This is a genomic window from Bacteroidia bacterium (assembly GCA_020852255.1).
Classification (GTDB): Bacteria; Bacteroidota; Bacteroidia; order JADZBD01; family JADZBD01; genus JADZBD01.
Map to the genome: position 1 here is coordinate 19292 of JADZBD010000014.1, position 21701 is coordinate 40992.

Sequence of the window (21701 nt, forward strand, 5' to 3'; positions counted from 1 at the left end):
GGATTGCAAATTTAGGTATTGAAGGGGGATTTGCAAAAAAATATTTTCCATACAAGTAGTTGTATTTCAGATGAGTACTCGTGATTTCTGTATTTAAGAACACGCACTTTCTATGAAGCTTGCGAATATATACGTAAATTGGATTTAAAATCTCAGGGCTATGAAATCAAAGATCCTCCTGCTCCAACTTTTCGTGTTTGTGTCCTCCGTGGCCCAGATCAATGTAACTAACCTGGGAATGTCCGGCAATATGTTCACATCTGCATTTGGAACGAAAACCTATCTCTGGGCAGATCCAAATCTGAACACCATCGTGTATATTCATCGAGGCGGAACTCCAACAGGCGATCCCAATACGGGCTACTTGCGCTACGACATTTCCAAAGATGGAGGAGCGTCCTGGACTAGCAATGTGGGTCCGGTTTTTACCACACCACTTAATAATCATGCCGCGAGATATCCTCAATGTGTTATTTACAATCCTCCTTCAAATACTGTTCCTGATAGCGCATTTCTTGCCTATTATGCCCCTTGTGCTAATCCATCGTATTGGAATTCCCAGGTTTATGGGAGATCTCAGATCGGGGGAAACATGCTTAGCACCCAGCGTGCTGATACGTTCAATGCCGGATTTACCGGTTTTGTCCCGGAAGAATTTTTTGTCACGCAGCAAGGTATTGCCTGGCTAAGCGATCTTTCCTGTGATTCGAACAGCGGAGACTACCGTGATTCGATACTTCTTTACAAAGGAGTTTGGAATACCAGCACCAATGATTTTGACTATACCCGCTCACGCTTGTATATGCCATTGAACCAACAACCCACCAATCTTATTAATTCCGTCGCGTATGGAGATCATCGCTTGTCCTATGCACCCAATGGCAACACCGGATATCTGGTAGTACTCGGACATAACGCATCGTTCAGCTCTATAGATTCTTCTTACTATCCGATCATCTGTAAAACAACAAACGGCGGGCAAAACTGGACCAGTCCCGTGAATGTCTCCTTGTCTGGTGTAGGCGCATTGCTGGGAGTTTCGGCACCCACATACACTACCGGTACGGAATTAGACATGGTTGTGGATATGAACGGGAATCCTCACATCATTTTTGCGGCCGGCATTTCCAATGGTTCCTGGGGGATGGACACGACGTATGGAAACTGGGGAATGTTTGAACTCTGGAGTCCAAATGGAGGAAGTACATGGAACATGACTTTGTTACATAAACCGCATCGCCAATATTATTTTTTCGACGCGAGCAGCACCATTGAAGAATATACTCGTCCGCAGGCAAGCATGAACTGGGCTGGTAACAAAGTGTTTTTTACCTGGTATGTTACAGATACCACCCTTAACAATGTGGGAGGGAACAGCAAACCGGATGCATTTGTAAAGGCCGTAGATGTGGTATCCGGACTATGGACCGACAGTGTAAACGTATCTGCCGGAGTAACGAACGCTTCAGGAGAAATGACCTTTGGTGTGACTTCGTATTATGTTTTAACTCCCACCTCCACGGATTACGAAGTGCCCATTGCATTCAACCGGGCAACGGTGCCTACAGATTTGTTTCAGCCGGGACAACATAAATACCTGGGCAATTTCCGATTCAATAACGCTGACTTCAATAAATTAGGGAATACCGTAACCACAGGCATTTTTTCTTACGGAAACAACTTTCAGGGTACTATACTCGCTTATCCCAATCCATTTACAAACCGTATTGTTTTAATCGGACTTGAATCCCTATTGCAGGGACAAGAGAAAGCGCAGGTTACCATTCTCAACACTTTAGGGGAGAACATGGCTGCATTTGAGGTCACAAATCAAAACCCTCAGTTTGAGGTACAGGATTTACCCAACGGAGTGTACTTTGTTCAGGTACAAAGTACTGTAGGAAAGGTTACGGTTAAGGTTGTGAAGCGATAAGCAAGGCTCTGACAATTCCACTGAAGTAATATAAACAGGAAGGAATATTATAACCAGGGGGTATGTTTTGGTATTAGTTAACTTCCATCTTTCGTATTGTGAACCTACAATAGCGAGCTTGCCGAACGGCCGAACCAAGCCCAAGAGAGGCAGCTCCGTTAGACAAGTCGTTAGTTTTGGTGGCTTTTTTGTTTTAACTGATGTGTAAGAAATTGTATTATTGATTCATTCTCATGAATTTTATACGCACATTGTTCTGATCTGATTCCGGAATGACTCCTATCCACATCTACATCCTCTTCTCTGTCCGTGCTGATAAATTTTACATTGGCAGAGCGCAGAACCCGTGGAAGCGCCTTGAAATGCATAACAACGGGGAAATGGAAAAGTTTACGGGGAAATACAAAGACTGGCAATTGCTGGCCGTCTTCGAAGTACGGGGCAGCAGCGGCGACGCGGAAAAAATCGAACGATACCTTAAAACCCAGGCAGAGGAGGAACTGATTGTGAAAATGGTAAAACCTGACTATACCCCCAAGGGTCCTTTGGAAAAATTGTACCGGGTGGAACGCTGATCTACCGGATCACACTCACGTGACCCACAAATTCATGTTTCTTCGCATGGTGGTCATATACGATTACTTTCCATACGTACACGTCCTCCTGAACGATCCTCCCTGATCCGCCCTGAACTTTTCCGTCCCACCCCAGCGTGGGGTCTGTTGTTTCAAAAATGCGATTGCCCCAGCGGTCATAGATGTAGAGTTCATATTTCCCCATATCCCACATAATTCCCCTGGGAAGAAATACCTGATTGTTGCCGTCGCCATTTGGCGTGATGGCATTCGGAGCATAGAATGTGAAATCTTCCTCCACTACTACCGTAAGGAAAATGGTATCTGAGCAATTTCCGTTCGTCACAATCAGGGTTACGGTGTATGTGCCGGGTGCGCTGTATGTGAAACTTGGATTCTGCTGGGTAGAGGTAGAATTATTCGGATCACCAAAGTACCATTGCCAGGCCGTGGCATTGCTGCTGCCGTCAGTGAAATAAACCGTAGGATTGCTTACTGAAGCAGGCTGCGGACTCGCGGAGAAATTCGCCGTGGGCTGAGGCTGCACGATCACCATAGCGGTATGCGTTACGGTTCCCGGACATCCCGATGCGTCGGTGATGGTTAGTGTTACATTATAAGTTCCCGGAACAGGGTAGCAGTAAACGGGATTGCAGTTCGTGGAATTTCCGCCATCGCCAAAATCCCACATACAGGTGGTTGCTGAAGGGGAGGTGTTCGAGAACGTTACACACAAAGGTGCGCATCCCACCGTGTCGATTCCTGAGAACGTCGCCACCGCCGGATTGGTTGGTGCAATGTTGGCAGTGGTGGTAGCAGTGCATCCATTAGCATCCGTAACAGTAATGGTATAAATACCCACGCCTAGGCCTGTTGCGCTGCTGCCATTTCCGCCATTTGGCGCCCAGTTATAAGTGTAAGCACCATTCCCACCACCCGCAGAAACCGTTGCAGAGCCGTTGTTTTGCCCGCAGGCTGTGGGAACGGTGTTGGTGGTGTTCAGGGTTAATTGCGGAGGTTGGGTGATGGTAATTGTTTGCGATGAGGTACATCCGTTGGCATCGGTAACCGTGAATGTGTAAGTGCCGGCACTAAGTCCTGTGGCGTTGGTTGTTGTTCCGCCTGAAGGACTCCAGTTGTAATTGAAGGGACCTGTGCCTCCGGTTACCGTAATATTTATACTGCCGTTGTTTTGTCCGAAGCAGGGAATATTAGTTTGGTTAGCTACCGCTGTGGAAATGTTCCCCGGATTACCCACCGTTACAGTGGCCGTACCGGTGCATCCGTTGGGATCAGAAATCGTTACCGTGTAAACTCCGGAAGAAAGTCCTGTGGCAGTTTGTCCGGTTTGATTTCCCGGTGACCACAGATAGGTGAAGGGTCCCGGCCCTGTGGGCGTTGCGGTAGCCGTGCCCGTATTTCCTGAACAGGAAGAGGGTGTGGAAACTGTGGCAATCTGAAGCCCGCCTACCGTAACCGTGGTAGTTGCCGTTACGGTGATGGTTCCGCTGCAGGTTTGGTTTGTAACTACTGCGGTGTAGGTAGTGGTAGTGGTGGGACAAACATTCAGGGTGGGAGTATTTCCCACTACATTGTTATTCCCGTCCAGCCACGAAAAGGTATACTGCGGGGCGCCATTGGGTGTGAAACGCTGTGCATCGTTGGCGGCATTCCACTGCGTGGGAAAATTTCTTCCGGGTACAATAACCCCTGCCGTGCCGGTTTGGTTATTCAACCCTTCAATGGCCGCTCCTCCGTTCCATGTGGTGCAGGTGGGCTTGTTCTGAATGTAAATATCAATAACATTGGTTGTTTCGTATAAAACAGTCTGATGCGTTGCAATGAGATTATTGCAGGAAAACATCGGAATCTGGTAGAAGGATACTACAAGATATCTGCAGGGAGCTGTGCCGCCGATCTGCCAGTAAATAGTTCCGCCCACGCCCGGATCAATATCATGCCAGGGTCCCATAATGCAATTAAGCATATCCGGATCCATGTTGGAAGGCATTGCGGTGGAAATAGGCCATGTATTGTAGCCATTGGCATTCGCCAAATCGAATGATACCAGTCCGTTGGATCCGATCAGACATTGTGTGTAGGTATTTCCGTAATACTCGAAACAGAATGGAAGGTTTACCACCGCTGACCATACATCATCTATCCCAACCAGAATGGGTGTGCCTACATTATACGGGTAAGGACTATAGGGAATTGACGCAACAGTATATCCCGTGGTGGCTACCGTGCCCTGGATTGTGGCTGTAATATTGGTACACCCGCTGCAGATCGTTTGATTAGGCCCCGTGACCACGCTCGGACATGCAGGAGTTTGAGCCGGCAACACTGCCGGTAGTATTCCCAGCAACACCGGGATCAGGTATTTCAAGATGCTATGCATGTACCTCTGTCAGACACAGACTTTTCTGTTGATGTTGCATTGCTCTGCGTAACTTATTCGGTGAAAACCAGTAAGTTACGAATTTACGATACTATTTTCATTTTTCCAATGACTATCCTGCTGAATTTGTAAAACTTCGAAATCGGTTTAGTCCCTGCAACCCCCGTTACATAAACATTCTCTTTTTGGTACATTTACCAAATTGACGCCTCGTTCCGCATGAAGTCTTTTTTCGCTCTTCTTTTCCTGTCCCACTGCTTTTGGGCATCTGCCCAATCTGTAAGCTGGTCTCAGGATCCTTTTGAACAGCCTGTTTTCACAGAAAATGCCGGACAATGGAATGATCTGATTCCGGGTCAGCGGGTACTTTTTCAAACCCGCAACCTGGGAATGGATATCTACGTTACTGATAAAGGCATTGTTTACCGGCACGACCGGGTGGTGCCGCTCAGCAGTGAAGAGAAGGAGAAGCGGTGGAAGGATTCGCCTTCGAGGGAATTTAAAATGAAGAACGGGCATTGGTCAGATTTTAAACTGTTACCGGAATTCGTCAGAATAGAGTGGAAGGGAGCGGGAGCGGGTGTAGAAGCGGAAGGCATGGAAATGCAGCACCATTATCACACCTTCGGCGCAAAAGAGGGCAACCATTATGTGAGCCTGAAAGCCAGAACATTTAAAAAGGTATTGCTCCGTAATATTTATCCGGGCATAGACGTGGAATGCTATCTGAAGGAGAATAAGCAAGGCCTCAAGTATGATTTTATTGTTCATCCGGGTGCAGACCCCGGTTTGATCAGGATTATTTACCATAACGCGAACAAGATTACTGCACTGGAGAACGGCGACCGTTTTGTACAGACATCCCTGGGAAGTTTCACCGATCACGCCCCCCTGGTCTACTACCAGGACAACCGGAAGCTGCTTTCCTGCACCTACTCCGGAACTTCGGAGATGATCTTCTCTCTCGAAAAGTTTGACCCCTCGCGTACCCTCGTTATTGATCCATGGATCAGCAATCCTGCTTTTTCAGGTTACAATGCAGGGTATGATATCAATTACGATAACGCCGGGAATGTATATGTGCTGGGATCTTATAATCCTCTTCAGCTGGCCAGATTCGACAACACCGGCGCCTTGCAGTGGGTTTACAATATGATGGGAGGGTATTATGCCTATGGAGATTTTGCAGTTGACGAGAATACCGGTTTCTCTTACATCGCGGAAGGGAAGACCGGCCCTACGCTGATGCACAAGGTGGATCCTGCAGGGGCGCTGGTGCTCCAGAACGCGAGTACAAGTACCGAAATGTGGAGAATGGAATTTAACCGCGTTACCAATGAATTTTTAATTGGAGGGGTGGGAAATACGGTTGAAATCATGGATGTGAACCTGAATTTTACCCCGGTGAATATTACGGCCGGCGTGATGAACGACAACACACTGATGTGCATTGATAATTGCACCAATGCCAATGATCTTTATGTGGCAGGCAACTCCGGAGAGATGGCAAAGGTTCCCGCCAATACTCTTGCACCTACTGCATGGAACGGGAACAACGGATATACATTCGCCTACGCCGGATGCAGGAATGTGGGCGGCTGGATTTTCCCGGTGATGGGATATAACGGAATGGCCGTAAGCGCAAACTGGCTGTATACTTTCGATGGTGCCGTGCTGAAAAAGTGGGACAAGAACACAGGTGCCTTTATCACCTCTGTCAATGTGACCGGCACTCCGTACCAGGAAGGCGGATTAACCACGGATCGTTGCAACAATGTGTATGCAGGAGCTAACAATCAGGTGAACGTGTATGATCCCAACCTAACGCTGCTTACTACAATCGCACTCCCCGATACAGTGTACGATCTTAAACTGGGGCTGAACAACTTGCTGTACGCTACCGGAAAGAATTTTGTTGCGGAGATCCAGCTGCCTCCCAGCCTGGCTGTTGTGCTTACCCTTGCCCAAACTCCTTCTTCATGCACCACTTGCAACGGAACCGCATCTGTAACGGTGAGTAACTCCTGCCTGGCTGCCTCCTACCTCTGGAGTCCGGGTGGGCAAACTACTTCTTCCGCCACCGGATTATGTGCTGGCTTGTATACTGTAACGGTTACCAATGCCTGCGGCGATACTTATTCTGATACCGTTACCGTACAAGGCCCGCCTTTGCTTTCGCTCAGTACCTCCCAGCAGAATGTTTTATGTTTCGGGCAAAATAACGGCACCGCTACTGCACTGCCAGCAGGCTCATCTCCCTTTACGTATCTCTGGAGTAATGCGCAAACAGGTGCCACCGCCACCGGACTCGCAGGCGGAACTTATACCGTTACGGTAACAGATGCCAACGGCTGTACGCTTACCGCAACGGTGACCATCACGCAGCCGGCCTCAGCCCTGAGCGCTAACCCCGTTGTTGTTTCTGCTACCTGCGGAAACAACAACGGGAGTATCACAGGGAACGCCGGAGGAGGAACCCCCGGATATATTTACCAATGGTCACCCTCCGGCGGTACCAATGCCAATGCGAGCGGACTGTCTGCCGGCACGTACACACTAACAGTAACCGATGCCAACGGCTGTTCGGTTACCGCAACGGCTACTGTTACCACTTCTTCCGTTCCTGCTCTTACACTTTCAAACGTTGATGTAACGTGTAATGGAGGAAACAATGGTTCAGCTACGGCCACAGCAACCGGCAATGGTCCCTTCACGTATGCATGGTTACCTTCCGGTGGTTCGAATGCTGCAGCAACAGGACTTAGTGCAGGAATATATACCTGTACTGTTACGGATGCCAACGGGTGTACTGTAAGTCAAACAGTGAGTATTACCCAACCCGCGCCAATGAGCGTTTCCGCATCCGCAACGCTCACAACGATAGGGCAGGGAGGAGCAAGCCAGTTGACGGTGGTGGGAGGAATTACCTGGCTGTGGAATCCGGCAGCGGGATTATCCTGTACCACTTGTCAGTCGCCCGTCGCAAGTCCAACCGTAACCACCACCTATTGCGTAACAGCAACGGATGCGGGCGGCTGTACCGCCTCTGCGTGTGTTACGATCAGTGTGGATGTGCCCTGCGGAACGGAGATTCTCGAAACATTGATGCCAACGGCATTTTCTCCGAACAACGATGGAAGAAACGACGAGCTTTGTGTTCCGCAAAATTTATGTATAGAATCGTTTAATCTGAAGATATACGATCGCTGGGGAGAGAAAGTGTTCGAGACAGAAAACATAGCGGATTGTTGGGATGGGAAATACAAGGGCAAAGAGTTGAACACTACGGCGTTTGTTTATCATTTCGTGGCCACATTGAGCAATGGGGAGCAATTCGAACAAAAAGGAAACATCACACTCGTCCGATGAGATCGACCTTTTTTCTACTGGTCACTTCCTTCTGCCTGTTTCCGGCTCGTTATTACGCTCAGGATGTTCACTTTTCTCAATACACCTTCTCTTCTCTGCAAATAAATCCGGCAAACACCGCGGTATCCAAGGATCTGATCGCCACATTGCAGCATAAGGAGCAGTGGAGAAGTGTGAATGCTTTTCGCACTTCCGCCGGATCTTTTGAAATGAAGTTTAACCAGAAGCGCTGGACCCGGATTCAAAAGATGACCAGCACGTTCAAAAAGAAACTGGTTAAAGGATTAGCGTGGGGGCTTCAGGGGTTTACCGATAAAGCCGGGGATGGAGGGATCAAACATACGCGCGTCAACAGTTCGCTGGCTTACCATGTTCTGCTGGATCCGAACAATACCCTCTCAGCCGGCTTCTCCGGCGGGTTTTCACAACGTAGTCTGACCACTGACGGATTACGGTGGAATTCCCAGTACACGAACGGCGTATATAATTCATCCCAGTTGTCCGGTGAAAGCATTTCATCAGGAAGTCTTTTCTTTTTTGATTTTGGCGCGGGTTTACTCTGGAATTATGGAGACGCCGCACGGTATATGACCTCCAACGACCATAAGCATTTTAGTGCCGGCATCAGTGTTGATCATCTGAACCGGCCGGTCTGCTCTTTTTTAGGCAGCGGCGAACGTTTAAACCGGCGCTGGACGGCAACACTGGGATCCGTTTTCGGAATCCCAAACAGCCCTTATTCTCTTTGCCCCTCTGTTTTATTTATGCAGCAGGGAGCGCTGAAGGAATTAACCGGCGGGCTGCTTTTGAAGTACAAGTTCAGAGAGGAGTCAAAATATACCGGAAATGTAAAAGGGGCAGCGGTGTCGCTGGGTTGCTTTTACCGGAATAAAGATGCGGTGATTCCCATGATCTTAATCGAACTGGATGCGTATTCCCTGGGTATCTCCTACGATACCAATATTTCCGGTCTAACTTCTGTCACACAGGGCCGCGGCGGATTCGAAATCAGCCTGAGATTTTCCACCCCCAGCCCTTTTTTGTATCAGAATGTGAAGTCGAGGATATGAAGAAGCATTTCCGTATTCACCTGTTTATAGTACTATTCGCCTTTCCGCTTGTCCTTCGCCCTTCATCCTTCGAACTCTTCGTTCTTGGTACAGCACAGGACGGCGGCCGGCCGCATACCGGATGCGTCAAAACGTGCTGTACGAATGTAAACGAGAGGGATTATGTTGTTTCCCTGGCTCTGGCTGATCATGTCAGCAAAAAATGGTGGTTGTTTGAAGCTACACCGGATATCAGAGAACAACTGGAACTTTTTCAGACACTGACCGAAAAAAAATTCAACTATTTGCCGGATGGGATTTTCATTACCCATGCACATATCGGCCATTATACCGGCCTGATGCAATTCGGAAGAGAGGTGATGAATACCAAAGATCTTCCGGTTTATGTACTTCCCAAAATGGCACAGTTCCTGCGTACCAACGGACCCTGGAGTCAGCTGGATTCTTTGAAAAATATCTCTATTACCGAAATGAAGGAAGATTCAGCGATCTCACCGGTAGCCGGATTCCGGATTAAGGCGTGGATGGTTCCGCACCGGGACGAATTTTCGGAGACAGCAGGATTCAGTTTTTGTTTTGACACCACGGATGTTTTGTTTATCCCCGATATTGATAAATGGGAAAAATGGGATCAGGATATTGTAAAAATGGTAAAGGAACATGATCACGCCCTCCTGGATGCCACGTTCTACGATGCGAATGAATTGCCCGGGCGCGATATAAAAACTATTCCTCATCCCCTGGTAAGTGAAACGATGACCTTGTTCAAAGATGAATCTGCGGCTACAAAAGCCAAGGTGGTGTTCATCCATTTTAACCATACCAACCTGCTGCTCAGAGATGCTAAGGAGAGGGCGAAAGTGTTGAAAGCCGGTTTTCGAATAGCCGGACAAGCAGGGAAGATTCTTTAACAGGTTCCGTGTACCTGATCGGGCATTTATTTAGTCAGTTTGGCTTCCAATGAAGCCCATCCGCCTCCGTTATACACTTCATATCCTTTCGCCGAGAGAACTCCTTTTGCCTGAGCGCTGCGCATCCCGGAGGCGCATACAGTAATCACCGGTGTATCTTTCCGGATCTTTTTTATGCGCGAATGAAGATCCTGAAGAGGAATGTTAACGGAACCTTTGATATGACCGTTGGAAAATTCACGGGGCGACCGTACATCAATGATCTGCGCACCACGATCCATTAAACCGGGAAAATTAATTTTCGGTCCCAGACCGAGAAGTTGTGTCAGAAAGCTCATTTTTCTTTTTCTTTTTCGTGCTGTCCCAGGATAGTATCAGCCCCAGCAACGCACCGTATCCCATGCTGTTGTACGGATTGGAGGTAATGGCACAGCTTCCACTGCTGCACCCTATAAAATACCAGTAAGCCCAACCTCCGGAAATACCTATAGTTACCGCGAGGAGAATCCATTTGAAACGGAGAAGAGTAGTTCTCATAGCACAAAGTTAGTAATCCTAACCATATAATGCAACTAGATCTGAATCCCCATAACTAACACATCGTCAATTTGTTCCAGTGGACCTCGCCACTTTTCAAAGTAAGTCGCAAGCCTTAACTGTTGTTCGGTCATGGTGAGGGAGGAGGTTTCCTGGAGGAGTGTGCAGAAGTTTCGGAATTTCAACTTTTTACCTTTCTCTCCGCCAAATTGATCGGCATATCCGTCAGTGAATAGATAGAGAATACTTTTTCCGGATGCGTTTATCGTATACAACCGGAAGGGGTTCAGCTTCTCAGACCGCCCGACGGGGATTTTATCATATTCCAGTTCCTGTAGCCCGTTTTCGGTCACTAGCAATGGAGGATTGTTGGCCGCAGCGTATGTAATTTTTCCTGAGCGCGAGAAGCGAACCATTATCCCATCCATCCCATCTTTCACTTCATCGGCTGCTAGGTGCGAAAGCAATCGTTCACGAGTATAGTTGAACACTTCCTCAGGTGAACGAATATCCTTTTCCATGATAGCTTCGTTCATGATGGTGATATTCAGCAAGCTCATGAAAGCGCCTGGTACTCCATGACCGGTGGAGTCGCACACGGCAAGGTAGAAATCTCCCTCTTTTTCCAAAGCCCAGTAAAAATCTCCGGATACAATGTCTTTTGGGAGAAAGAGAATGAAATGAGGCGGAAGATTTTTTTCAAGCAGGGTAGCGGAGGCCAGCAATGCCTGTTGGATCCGTTGTGCGTAAAGAATAGAATCGGTGATCTCCTTATTCTTATGTTCAATGATATCTTTCTGTCCCCGGATCTCTTGTGTAGCCTGTTGGATTTTTTGGTTAAGCTGTCGATTCGCATGTTCTAACCTTCTGCCATTCCACTTTACAATTCCTAATACTAAAAGAAGCCCGCCTGCTGTGAAAAATGCTATTGCCCACCACGTAAAATACCAGGGAGGTAGAATGGTAAATTTGAATTGAATGGGCGTGCTCCAAACCATGGAACGATCCATGGCTCTCACCTGAAAAGTATACTGTCCCGCAGGGAGCGATATAAAATCAAAATCCTGGTTTGTGGTAAGTGTAGACCAGGCAGAATCAATTTCCGGTATCCGGGTTTGATATCGTACCGCCTCCTGGTTGAAATCTGCAATGGCCAAATAAGATATTCGAAATGATTCTCCGGAAGGAAATTGGGTTGGAAAGGAGTCCGGAAATTCTTTACCCGACAAACTCAATGTTGTAAAGTGTAATGTCGGAAATTTAGGTTTGATCTTATCCAGATCGAAAGTGACCAAGTTGGGCCCCCATCCACCTACGAAAGCCTGACCCTGATGCACTACCGCTTTCCATATAAATCCGATGTCTTCGCTTACATCTCCCAATAAGTAGAAGCACGCGTATTCATTGGAATACCGGTAGATCGATGTTCCGGAGCAGAGAATGATTTCATTTGACCCGCGTTCAACATCTGCCAAAGAAATATTTTCTGTTGATAAAGGTTTATTTAAATGAAGTACCCGGATCTCTCCGTTGGTGTAGAGTAAGATTTCTGAGAAGGTTGGAGATCCCGCTTTACCCAGAAAGAAAATCCTGTTGTTACGATCCTGTGCCACATAGGAAATGGCCCTCAGGTTAGGAAACCGGACGGTATCTAACGGAACAGCTGTTCCATGCTGAACCAAAAAAGGGGTTTTATTCTTCACCAGGAAGAGGGTGTATCCAAGGTCCTGAAACCGGGTCACAATTCCATCGGGCAAACCGCTTACTTCCTGAATAGTTCGGTTGTGTCCGGACCAGTAGTAAATTTTTTCATCCGTCGTTAACAGATAGAAGGCATTGTCCGGAGCACTTTGCATCATCCGGATATCTCCGGGGAGGTCTTTCAAAATGATCTCTCTGTTGCCCTTTACATGACGGTAGACCGTGTCATTTTTCTCGGTAAAGAAGATACCTCCATGGCTGGCGGAGAAATGCCGGAAGGTCGAATTTACATTCGTCAGGTTACCCTTCGGATCATAATACCGGAGGAATTGCCTGGCACTATCCGTATCAAATACTCCTCCTGAATCGTCGATATAGACATATTGACCATTTACCAAGCCGGTTTTCTTCCACTCTCCGTTTTTATATTTAAAAACTTCAATATGCTTATTCTCCAATAAGGTAAAAAGGGAAGAGTCGGATGCAGATACACCTTGTGGAGCAAGACCATTGCAGGGTACGGGTGGAATAATTTTTTCACGATTCAATTCGAATGTGACCAATTTCCCCTCTGTTTTCTGCATTTTTTGAACCCATATCACACCTGGTTTTGCCGAATAACATAGGGAGTTGAAGAGTTCGAGGCCGGGATATAATGAATCCTGAACAAAGGCATGACCGTTTTTCAGTACATAGCTGAATGTAGAGGCTGGAGTAAAATCATAGATCCAGACTTCGGGTCCAACGTCAGAATTGAAAAAGCTCTGATCTCCCCCCCCCGAAACCTTACCCAGGGAGAAAAAGTTATTTTTATTCAATTGATACCAACCGGATTGTTGAGTAGCATATAATTCCATCGGTCCCGTTTCCGGAATCGAAGCGAAGTAGTGGTATCCCCCATCATCATCCCCAAGATAATACAACGGGAGGGGAAGCTCACTGAACCCTTTCTTGAAGTCATAAAAGCCGGATTTGTTTTTAAAATCAGAGATGTAGATCCCTTTTTCAAGGAACTTAACAATATTAAACCGCATAGGAATGATTACGGAATCTACTTTTCCATCCTCGCAAACCCACCACTTAGAATAAGCACTTTTTTCTTTGTAGGAAATACCCCACCACATCCGTCCTGATTCATCCAGCTCAAGATTAAATACCGGATTTCGGTTATTGGGATCATACCCTTCCTTGTCGATGATGGCTGATGGATTGATATCAAAATCTGGGGCTACAGGTTCCCATTTACCATTTTTAGCAGCCGGAAAAAACTTGCCCAGCCCTTTGTAGGTAAACACCCAAAGTGCACCGCGTTTGTCCAGACACATTGAAATAACCGAGTCGGAGGGCATGCCGTTTTCACGGCCAAATATTTTTTCAGGTTCTCCATTTACCATTTTGAAAACGCCATTCATACTTCCCATCCAAACTGAGCCTGCAGAATCTTTGAATATAGGTAGGGGATCCCGGTTTGCCCTCCAGGCAGCATGGACGAAGGATAGCCAATGTGATCCGGTTTGTTTCGAGTATATTTTAAAAGTGCTGCCATTAAAGCGAATCAGACGGTCACTTGAGCGATCCACGGAGATCATCCAGGTATACCCCATATTGTCAGTAATACATTGGGATATCGGCTCAAAGCCGTCTGCCCCGGTGTACCTATGTATGTGTATACTATGCTGGGCGGATATGGAAAAAGTTTCCCATAGGATAAATAAGACCACGATCAATCCACTCCTGAGCGAACTCATGGGGAAAAGATACAAAAATCTGTACATTTGCAGGGATGCGAATCTTGCTTCTTCTTTTCATTCCATCCTTGCTCTTTTCCCAATCGGGCTCCCTGATTTCCGAGGATTTTACAAGCTACGATGGCACTTCTTCAACTTCACCGGCCGGCTGGTATTTTAACTCACATGGAAATTACACGTCAACTACCTATTCCGGTGCCAGTGGCCCTAATGCGTACCGCTTAGGAATAGATCAGGCTGAAATTATTTCTCCCGCATTCCAAAATGCAGATTCTCTTCGTTTCTGGCTTAAAGGTGCCGGTACCGATTCATTGAGTTATCTGGTGTTGCTGGAATCTTCAGACAGCATTTCGTGGAATGTTATGGATACAATTCTTCCCATTCCGCTTAGTGCAACAGTGGTGCATTTTCCTATAGATAATGCCAGCAAACACCTGAAATTTATTTACAGAAAATCCGTTGGGAATTGTAGTCTGGACGATCTGGAGATCTTTGCCATTCCAAACAACCCGCTCGGAAAGATCATCGCTTATTTTAACACCCCTGTAGATACCATTCTTGGATTTCCTCCTCATGCCCTTCATGTGAACCAGGGTCTGGATGATACACTGATCGCTTACATCAACCGTTCCCAATCCAGCCTTGACATTGCTGTTTATAATTTTAATCAGTCAGGAAATATTTCCTCCATTGTGAACGCCGTAAATAACGCATTTGCCAGGGGAGTGCAGATCCGTTGGATTTATAACGGATCATCAACCAATAGCGGAATCGCACTTCTTAACCCGGCCATTCAAACGCTGGTGAGTCCTACTACTTCAACCTATGGACTCATGCATCAAAAATTCATGATCATAGATGCTCTGGATATTGATCCTTCAAAGGCCTTTGTTTGGACAGGTTCTATGAACTGGGAAGATCAGCAAATCAACACAGACCATAATAATGTGATCATTGTTCAGGATTTACAATTGGCGAAAGCGTATACCCGGGAATTCAATCAGATGTGGGGAGGGAGTGGACCGATACCGGACATTACCAGGTCACGATTCGGCCCTACAAAATTTGAAAACAACATTCATTATTTTATCATAGGTGGCAGAGTAGTGGAGTTGTATTTTTCTCCTGCTGTCAGCGTGGAATCACCATTGATCAGGACTATTAATTCGGCTGATAATACCTTGTTCTTTGGTGTCTATGCCTTCACCCGGATCCCGGTAGCATCTGCTATTAATAATAGGGTGCCGGCTGTAGGAAACTATGTGTTGGGTATCATGGATCAGTTCAGCGTACCGTATGATGCGGATGACACGCTCAACACGGTGATACCGGGCCAGGTGTTGTTTCACAATGCTTCTCACTTGTTTCATCACAAGTACCTGATCATTGATCCGTGGGATACGCTTTCGGATCCCACAGTAATCACCGGCTCATACAACTGGACTACGGCAGCAGAAACCAAGAATGACGAAAATGTGCTGATCATTCACGATCCATTTATTACCATTCAGTTTTATGAATCTTTTCATGAAGATCTGGAGCAATTGGGAATAGGAATCGGCTGGCAGGAATCTCCTGCGGATGAATTCATAAGGGTATTTCCCAATCCGGCTACAGAAATGATCTATATTGAAAGTTCTTCAAAACTGCACACGCTTAAAGTGCTGGATCTTTCCGGGAGAGCAATTATGCATTTAGCCGGTGAGAGCACCAACTTCTCCATTGATATTTCAAGCTTGCCCCCCGGAATTTACATTCTTGGAATCTCCACCGAAAAGGGTTGGCAGTATAATAAGATTACTATTTCCAGGTAGTCATTAAACAAACAACCCCCGCATTGCTGCGAGGGTTGTTCTGTCCGCCTTGCGGCGGATGGGGATGCGAAAAAAACTCAGAATACAATTAGACGTTTTACCATCTTATTCTCCTTGTTCCGGATGGCGAGCAGATATACTCCCTTGCCGTATTCAGAAATATTGAAATGGCGGTTATATTGCCCGCTGAAGGAAGTGAGCTGCTCGGAAGCAATTACTTGTCCTATAGAATTCAGGATCTCCACAGTATAATCATCCGTATTTCCGGTTTCGAACATCACATCAAATTCTCCGTTATTCGGATTCGGATAAAGATTGAAATCACCGAAATGATATTCATCAAGTCCCACCAGTGTTCCGGTAATGTTGATATTGTCAACATAAATCGCCTGTCCGTAACGTCCGCGGTTGATGAAGGACACCATCACGTTATTACCCACATAGGGCGTCAGTATCACTGTTTCCTGTCTCCATTGGTTGGAGGTCGGAACGAAGATGGCGTTTTGCACATCCACTTGTCCGTTGGTGGAAAGTGTGTTTCCTCCCTTCAGGTAAACCTGGGTCCAGGTTTGTCCGCAGTTGGTAGATACTTTTACCTCCAGTGTATCGGAATACATTACACTTTGGTACAAGCCATAACGTGCGTAGGCCACCCAGAAGGTTAATGTGCAAGCCGACAAAGTAGTGAGGTTCAACTTGGGAGTTCGCATTTCGTCGCGGGTGCCGTTAGCGTCAAGGTTGTAATTGTCATACATGGCACTGGCGGTGCTCGCCTGGCCAACGGTGGCATTGCGCGACCAGTACAATCCGTCGTTTCCGGCGTCCATAGGTTGCCAGCCGGTAGGAAGGAAGGTAGTGTTCTGGAATCCTTCCGTGAATGGCAAAGTGAGACCGGAATTCGAAACAACCACTGTTGTGGTAGAAGTACTTGAGCCGTAAGAATTGGTTGCTGTGAGTGTGATGGTATACGTGCCTGCACTGGCGTAACTAACGGTTGGATTCTGCACCGTAGATGAAGAAGGTGATCCGCCGGGCATACTCCAACTCCAGCTGGTAGGACCATTTGTGCTATTGTCTGTCAACTGGATGGTTTGACCCGTACAAGCAGTAGTCGGACTTGCGGAGCAGGCCGCTACCGGTGGTGCGCTCAGCGTACTTGAAATACATGCCATGGCATTGTTCGCGTTGATCCTTCCTGCCCCAAGCATTCCTATGTAACTTGGATTCTGTGCATTAATGTTGTCACATGTACTCGTAAGGCAATTTATTAACGCAGTTTTAGATATCGTCGGATTCAGCGATTTCATCAGTCCCAGCAATCCGGCTACAATAGGTGTAGCCATGGATGTTCCGGACATGGAAACATACGTGTTATTCGGAATAGTACTATAAATGCTGCTACCGGGAGCACTCACGTCTACCCAGGCTCCATAATTTGAAAAACTGGATTTTGCATCAGTGCTTGTTGTAGAAGCAACAGCGATAACGTTTGTATAAGCGGCCGGATAGTGGTTTTGATTCACCCCGCTGTTACCGGCGGCAGCAACGATCACGCAACCGGCATTCCAGGCGGCGTTGATTACATTCTGCGCACTTTGGGAAGAGGAAGTACCTCCCCAGGAGAGAGAAATAACATCAGCACCAATAGAAGCAGCATAAGATATTCCGGTGTAACCTGCAGTAACAGAAGTGGGACTGTCTGCATCCCCGGTTGCTTTTACCGCAACAATTTTAGTGCTCCAGCCAATGGCTGCAATACCGGTTCCGTTATTGGTGGTTGCAGAAGCGGCTCCGGAGCAATGTGTGCCATGATCAAAAGAAGTATTGGGAGGGTTCGGGTTATTATCGTTATCTGCTACATCATATCCGTTGATGTCGTCAATGTAACCATTGCCATCGTCGTCCACGCCGTTATTTGCAATTTCACCCGGATTAACCCAGATGTTGGCGCTGAGATCGGTATGGGTACGCTGAACGGCATTATCCACAATGGCTACTTTACGGGTAGAGCCGGCAGAAAAATAATTCCATGCCCCTGCAGCATTGATCTTGGTCAGGTGCCACAGATTGCTGGGATAGGAAGGATCATTCGGAGTCAGATCAATCTTATCATAGGGAACCAGTTCGGCATATTCAATCTCAGGCAATGCATTGATGATCTCCACGATCATTTTAGCATTATAGATGTCTGTAAAATGAATCTCGTAGGTTCGTTGCAGCTTTCCGTCGTTCTTAAGCGCGAAGAAAGGCTTCATTAACTTTGTGATCTGGAAATTTTTCGTCACTTTGGCTACGAAAGGAAGCTGATCCATGGGAATGCTCCATGGATTCTCGCCTTTGGTTTTCATCACCGGATGCGAATCCTTCAGTTTAAACCAGACTTTTCCGTCCTGGTATCCGGGAAAGGCGTTTTGAGCCAGGGCTAAGCCGCAACACAGCACGAAACTTAGAATGAGTAGTCCTGTCTTTTTCATAGGGGTTTGGTTTGGTTAATCGATTGGTCTTATTGGTTCAGATATGCAATTTGGTAAATTCGTCGGCAAATCGCAAATTTTCAGATTCCTTATCTGTAAAAGTCTGAATTTAAGTGGGAAGTATAAGGTAGCGCAAGGCAACAAACATTTGATATACAATGTTTTACAATGTAAACGAGTAATTGTCGCGTTTTTACTTCAGCACGGCGCGTCCAGTATAGAGCAGCCGGTTTTCAAATGACAGTAGTTTGACTATGTACATACCGGCCGGCAAGGTTCCGCGATCCAGACGGAATTGGAAACCATTCACGGTTTGTAACAGCAGTTGATTTCCGCAGACATCATATAGCTCCAATTTGCCGTTTAACACCGGTTCGTCCAGCAGAATAGTAAGAACGTCTTCAGCGGGGTTGGGATATAGGACAACAGAAGAAGATGCGTTTTCTGCGACAGAGGTGGTGATGTTAGTATAAAATACCACGTTGTTCAGTGTACCCGAGTTAGGAATACCAATGGAATCTCCTGCCGAGCTGATGTCAATATCTGCCGGTGAAGAAAGCCCGGTCATTACAGAAACCGGCGCTGCGGAAAAAGCAGGATCAAACCGCCGTAAGGCATTGCCGCCCCAGGTAGTGATATACCAGTATCCCGCCGGATCTCTGGTGATACCGTCTATATTGGAAACGGTGTTGGTATACAGTGTTGTAACAGTGGAATCTGTCATGCTCATGGCCTGCACCCGCGCGCTGGTTCCCCAGTTTACAAAAACACAGCGGTTATTCGGTGCATCATAAATGATCCCATTCGGAGTGTAAGTGGTGGTAACCATAATATTAAATGTTCCGTTACTCACATTGATCCGGTAAATGCGCTTATTGGTAAAATCCGTGGCAAATAAAAAATTCCCTCCGTCAGAGGTGAGTCCGTTCAGAAACGCCGCGCCGGTGTTGACATTGAAAACCTGATTTGCCGAGCTGAGGTCGTAACCAAGAATGCGCGAACCATCACATACATAGAGTACATTTCCTAACACCTCCAGTCCATGGGGTCCGCTGGCTATTCCGGTTGCAAAAGGAATCAAAGTGTTCGAGAGCGGACTGATTATATGGATCTCCCCGGAACCATTCTGACCTACCAGCCAGCGGCCGTTCGTCTGATCGTACTCCACGCTTTCCGGGCTGTTGAAGACTTGAGAGAAGGAAACTAAACACATGGATGTCAGGAGAATAGAAATGTAGAGCCTCATTTGCTTTTTTTTCAAATATACCTATTTTTAGTTACCTTTGTTCGGTATTTAGAATGAATCTAAATAAGATTAATGGTTTAAACATCTGAAAATCAAGGAAAATGATCACTGTCTCAGAACGCGCAAAAGAAAAAACGCTGGCTTTATTCAAGGAAGAGAACCGCGGTCCGGAAACATTTATCCGCGTGGGAGTATCCGGTGGGGGTTGTTCCGGCTTGTCGTACAAACTGGAATTTGACTCCAAGAAGCAGGAGGGAGATCAGGAGTTTGAGGACAAAGGTGTCCGCATTGTAGTGGACCGAAAGAGTTTTCTTTATCTCGTTGGAACCGAACTGGATTTCAGCGGCGGACTCAACGGGAAGGGATTTGTATTTAATAACCCCAATGCCTCCAGAACCTGCGGTTGCGGAGAATCATTTTCTGTCTGATCTGACCTACACACTTTTTATTTCCGAATATGGCTGACAGCGATAAAATATTAGAAGAACATATCTCGTCGGAGTATAAATATGGGTTCACTTCCGATATTGATACAGAAACTGCTCCCAGGGGGCTGAATGAAGACATCATTCGATTTATCTCCGCAAAAAAGAAGGAACCGGCATGGATGCTGGAGAATCGTCTCAAAGCATTTGCGTACTGGAAAACCCTGAAGGAACCAAAGCATTGGCCGAATCTGAATTTCAAATCGGTAAATTTCCAGGATATCATTTATTACGCTGCCCCAAAACCCAAAAAACAGTTGTCGAGTCTGGACGAGGTGGATCCTGAGCTTCTGAAAACGTTTGAGAAGCTGGGAATTTCGCTCGAGGAACAAAAGCGGCTGTCGGGTGTGGAATCCACCATTGCCGTGGATGCGGTGATTGACAGCGTGTCCGTTAAAACCACATTCAAGGAAACCCTGGCTGAAAAGGGAATCATTTTCTGTTCTTTCTCCGAAGCGGTTCAGGAGCATCCGGAACTGGTGAAACAGTATATGGGGTCTGTAGTGCCCTACACGGATAATTTTTATGCAGCTCTCAACGCAGCGGTGTTTTCCGATGGCTCCTTCTGTTATATTCCGAAGGGAGTGCGTTGCCCTATGGAACTTTCTACCTATTTCCGTATCAATTCGGCGGGTACCGGGCAGTTTGAGCGAACACTGATTATTGCCGATGAGGGAGCGTATGTTTCTTACCTGGAAGGCTGTACTGCTCCGATGCGCGATGAAAACCAGCTTCACGCTGCGGTGGTTGAGATTGTAGCCCACCGGAACGGAGAAGTGAAATATTCTACTGTCCAGAACTGGTATCCCGGCGATAAAGATGGGAAAGGTGGGGTATTTAACTTCGTAACCAAAAGGGGTATTTGCCTGGGAGAGAATTCAAAGATTTCCTGGACGCAGGTTGAAACCGGTTCCGCCATTACATGGAAGTATCCGGGGGTGATCCTGAAAGGTGATAATAGTGTGGGCGAGTTTTATTCGGTGGCAGTTACGAATAATTATCAGCAGGCGGATACGGGAACAAAAATGATTCACCTCGGGAAAAACACGCGAAGCACCATTGTTTCTAAAGGGATCTCCGCCGGTTTCTCCCAAAACAGTTACCGCGGATTGGTGCGGGTAAGTAAGGGTGCGAAAAATGCACGAAACTTTTCTCAATGTGATTCCCTTCTGATGGGAGATAAATGTGGCGCGCATACTTTTCCTTATATCGAGATCAGAGATAAATCTGCTGTAATGGAGCACGAAGCCACAACCAGTAAAATAGGGGAAGATCAGATCTTTTACTGCAAGCAGAGAGGCATCGATACGGAAAAAGCGGTGGCGCTGATCGTGAACGGTTACTGCAAGGAAGTGTTGAACCAGCTTCCAATGGAATTTGCCGTGGAGGCACAAAAATTACTGGCTGTGTCACTGGAAGGTTCGGTGGGGTAACGCA

General features: G+C 46.8%; 14 protein-coding genes. 8 read left to right on the forward strand and 6 right to left on the reverse strand.

Annotation, left to right across the window (positions count from 1 at the left end; translation table 11 throughout):
* Positions 1 to 160 precede the first annotated feature (160 nt).
* Together IT233_07545 and IT233_07550 are read left to right on the forward strand one after the other, a co-directional pair.
* Positions 161 to 1933, forward strand: coding sequence for a T9SS type A sorting domain-containing protein (locus IT233_07545; GenBank protein ID MCC7302477.1), 1773 nt, complete (start codon positions 161 to 163; stop codon positions 1931 to 1933).
* Between the two features lie 272 nt (positions 1934 to 2205).
* Positions 2206 to 2508: a GIY-YIG nuclease family protein gene (locus IT233_07550; protein ID MCC7302478.1), complete on the forward strand. Its 303-nt coding sequence runs from the start codon at positions 2206 to 2208 to the stop codon at positions 2506 to 2508.
* Position 2509: 1 nt separating this feature from the next.
* On the opposite strand, the gene IT233_07555 is transcribed toward IT233_07550, so the two are convergent.
* Positions 2510 to 4909 carry a gliding motility-associated C-terminal domain-containing protein gene (locus IT233_07555; GenBank protein ID MCC7302479.1) on the reverse strand — a complete coding sequence of 800 codons (2400 nt, stop codon included), beginning with the start codon at positions 4907 to 4909 and terminating at the stop codon, positions 2510 to 2512.
* A gap of 219 nt (positions 4910 to 5128) precedes the next feature.
* Between IT233_07555 and IT233_07560 the strand changes: the two genes are divergently transcribed.
* The 3 genes from IT233_07560 to IT233_07570 are packed head-to-tail and all read left to right on the forward strand — an operon-like array spanning position 5129 to position 10259.
* The gene (locus IT233_07560; protein MCC7302480.1) at positions 5129 to 8278 is read left to right on the forward strand and encodes a gliding motility-associated C-terminal domain-containing protein; all 3150 of its coding nucleotides are present in this window, start codon (positions 5129 to 5131) and stop codon (positions 8276 to 8278) included.
* Positions 8275 to 9348, forward strand: a complete 1074-nt coding sequence (locus IT233_07565) for a PorP/SprF family type IX secretion system membrane protein (protein MCC7302481.1) — start codon at positions 8275 to 8277, stop codon at positions 9346 to 9348. Before IT233_07560 ends, IT233_07565 begins: the two co-directional genes overlap by 4 nt.
* On the forward strand, positions 9345 to 10259 hold the full coding sequence (locus IT233_07570; protein MCC7302482.1) for an MBL fold metallo-hydrolase: 915 nt from the start codon (positions 9345 to 9347) through the stop codon (positions 10257 to 10259). The genes IT233_07565 and IT233_07570 overlap by 4 nt, the downstream gene beginning before the upstream one ends.
* Before the next feature lie 26 nt (positions 10260 to 10285).
* On the opposite strand, the gene IT233_07575 is transcribed toward IT233_07570, so the two are convergent.
* The 3 genes from IT233_07575 to IT233_07585 are packed head-to-tail and all read right to left on the reverse strand — an operon-like array spanning position 10286 to position 14245.
* The gene (locus IT233_07575) at positions 10286 to 10597 is read right to left on the reverse strand and encodes a rhodanese-like domain-containing protein (GenBank protein ID MCC7302483.1); all 312 of its coding nucleotides are present in this window, start codon (positions 10595 to 10597) and stop codon (positions 10286 to 10288) included.
* Positions 10554 to 10796, reverse strand: coding sequence for a hypothetical protein (locus tag IT233_07580; protein ID MCC7302484.1), 243 nt, complete (start codon positions 10794 to 10796; stop codon positions 10554 to 10556). Before IT233_07580 ends, IT233_07575 begins: the two co-directional genes overlap by 44 nt.
* 35 nt (positions 10797 to 10831) lie before the next feature.
* Entirely contained in the window at positions 10832 to 14245 is a 3414-nt protein-coding gene (locus IT233_07585; GenBank protein MCC7302485.1) for a SpoIIE family protein phosphatase, read from the reverse strand.
* A gap of 35 nt (positions 14246 to 14280) precedes the next feature.
* On the opposite strand from IT233_07585, the gene IT233_07590 reads away from it, so the two are divergent.
* The gene (locus IT233_07590) at positions 14281 to 16059 is read left to right on the forward strand and encodes a T9SS type A sorting domain-containing protein (GenBank protein MCC7302486.1); all 1779 of its coding nucleotides are present in this window, start codon (positions 14281 to 14283) and stop codon (positions 16057 to 16059) included.
* A gap of 77 nt (positions 16060 to 16136) precedes the next feature.
* Here IT233_07590 and IT233_07595 read toward each other — a convergent pair whose 3' ends face one another.
* Together IT233_07595 and IT233_07600 are read right to left on the reverse strand one after the other, a co-directional pair.
* Positions 16137 to 18533, reverse strand: a complete 2397-nt coding sequence (locus IT233_07595; GenBank protein MCC7302487.1) for a S8 family serine peptidase — start codon at positions 18531 to 18533, stop codon at positions 16137 to 16139.
* Positions 18534 to 18726: 193 nt separating this feature from the next.
* Entirely contained in the window at positions 18727 to 19779 is a 1053-nt protein-coding gene (locus IT233_07600) for a T9SS type A sorting domain-containing protein (GenBank protein MCC7302488.1), read from the reverse strand.
* 101 nt (positions 19780 to 19880) lie between these two features.
* On the opposite strand from IT233_07600, the gene IT233_07605 reads away from it, so the two are divergent.
* Both IT233_07605 and sufB read left to right on the forward strand, forming a co-directional pair.
* The gene (locus IT233_07605; protein ID MCC7302489.1) at positions 19881 to 20207 is read left to right on the forward strand and encodes an iron-sulfur cluster assembly accessory protein; all 327 of its coding nucleotides are present in this window, start codon (positions 19881 to 19883) and stop codon (positions 20205 to 20207) included.
* 29 nt (positions 20208 to 20236) lie between these two features.
* Positions 20237 to 21697: a Fe-S cluster assembly protein SufB gene (gene sufB / locus IT233_07610; GenBank protein ID MCC7302490.1), complete on the forward strand. Its 1461-nt coding sequence runs from the start codon at positions 20237 to 20239 to the stop codon at positions 21695 to 21697.
* Positions 21698 to 21701 lie beyond the last annotated feature (4 nt).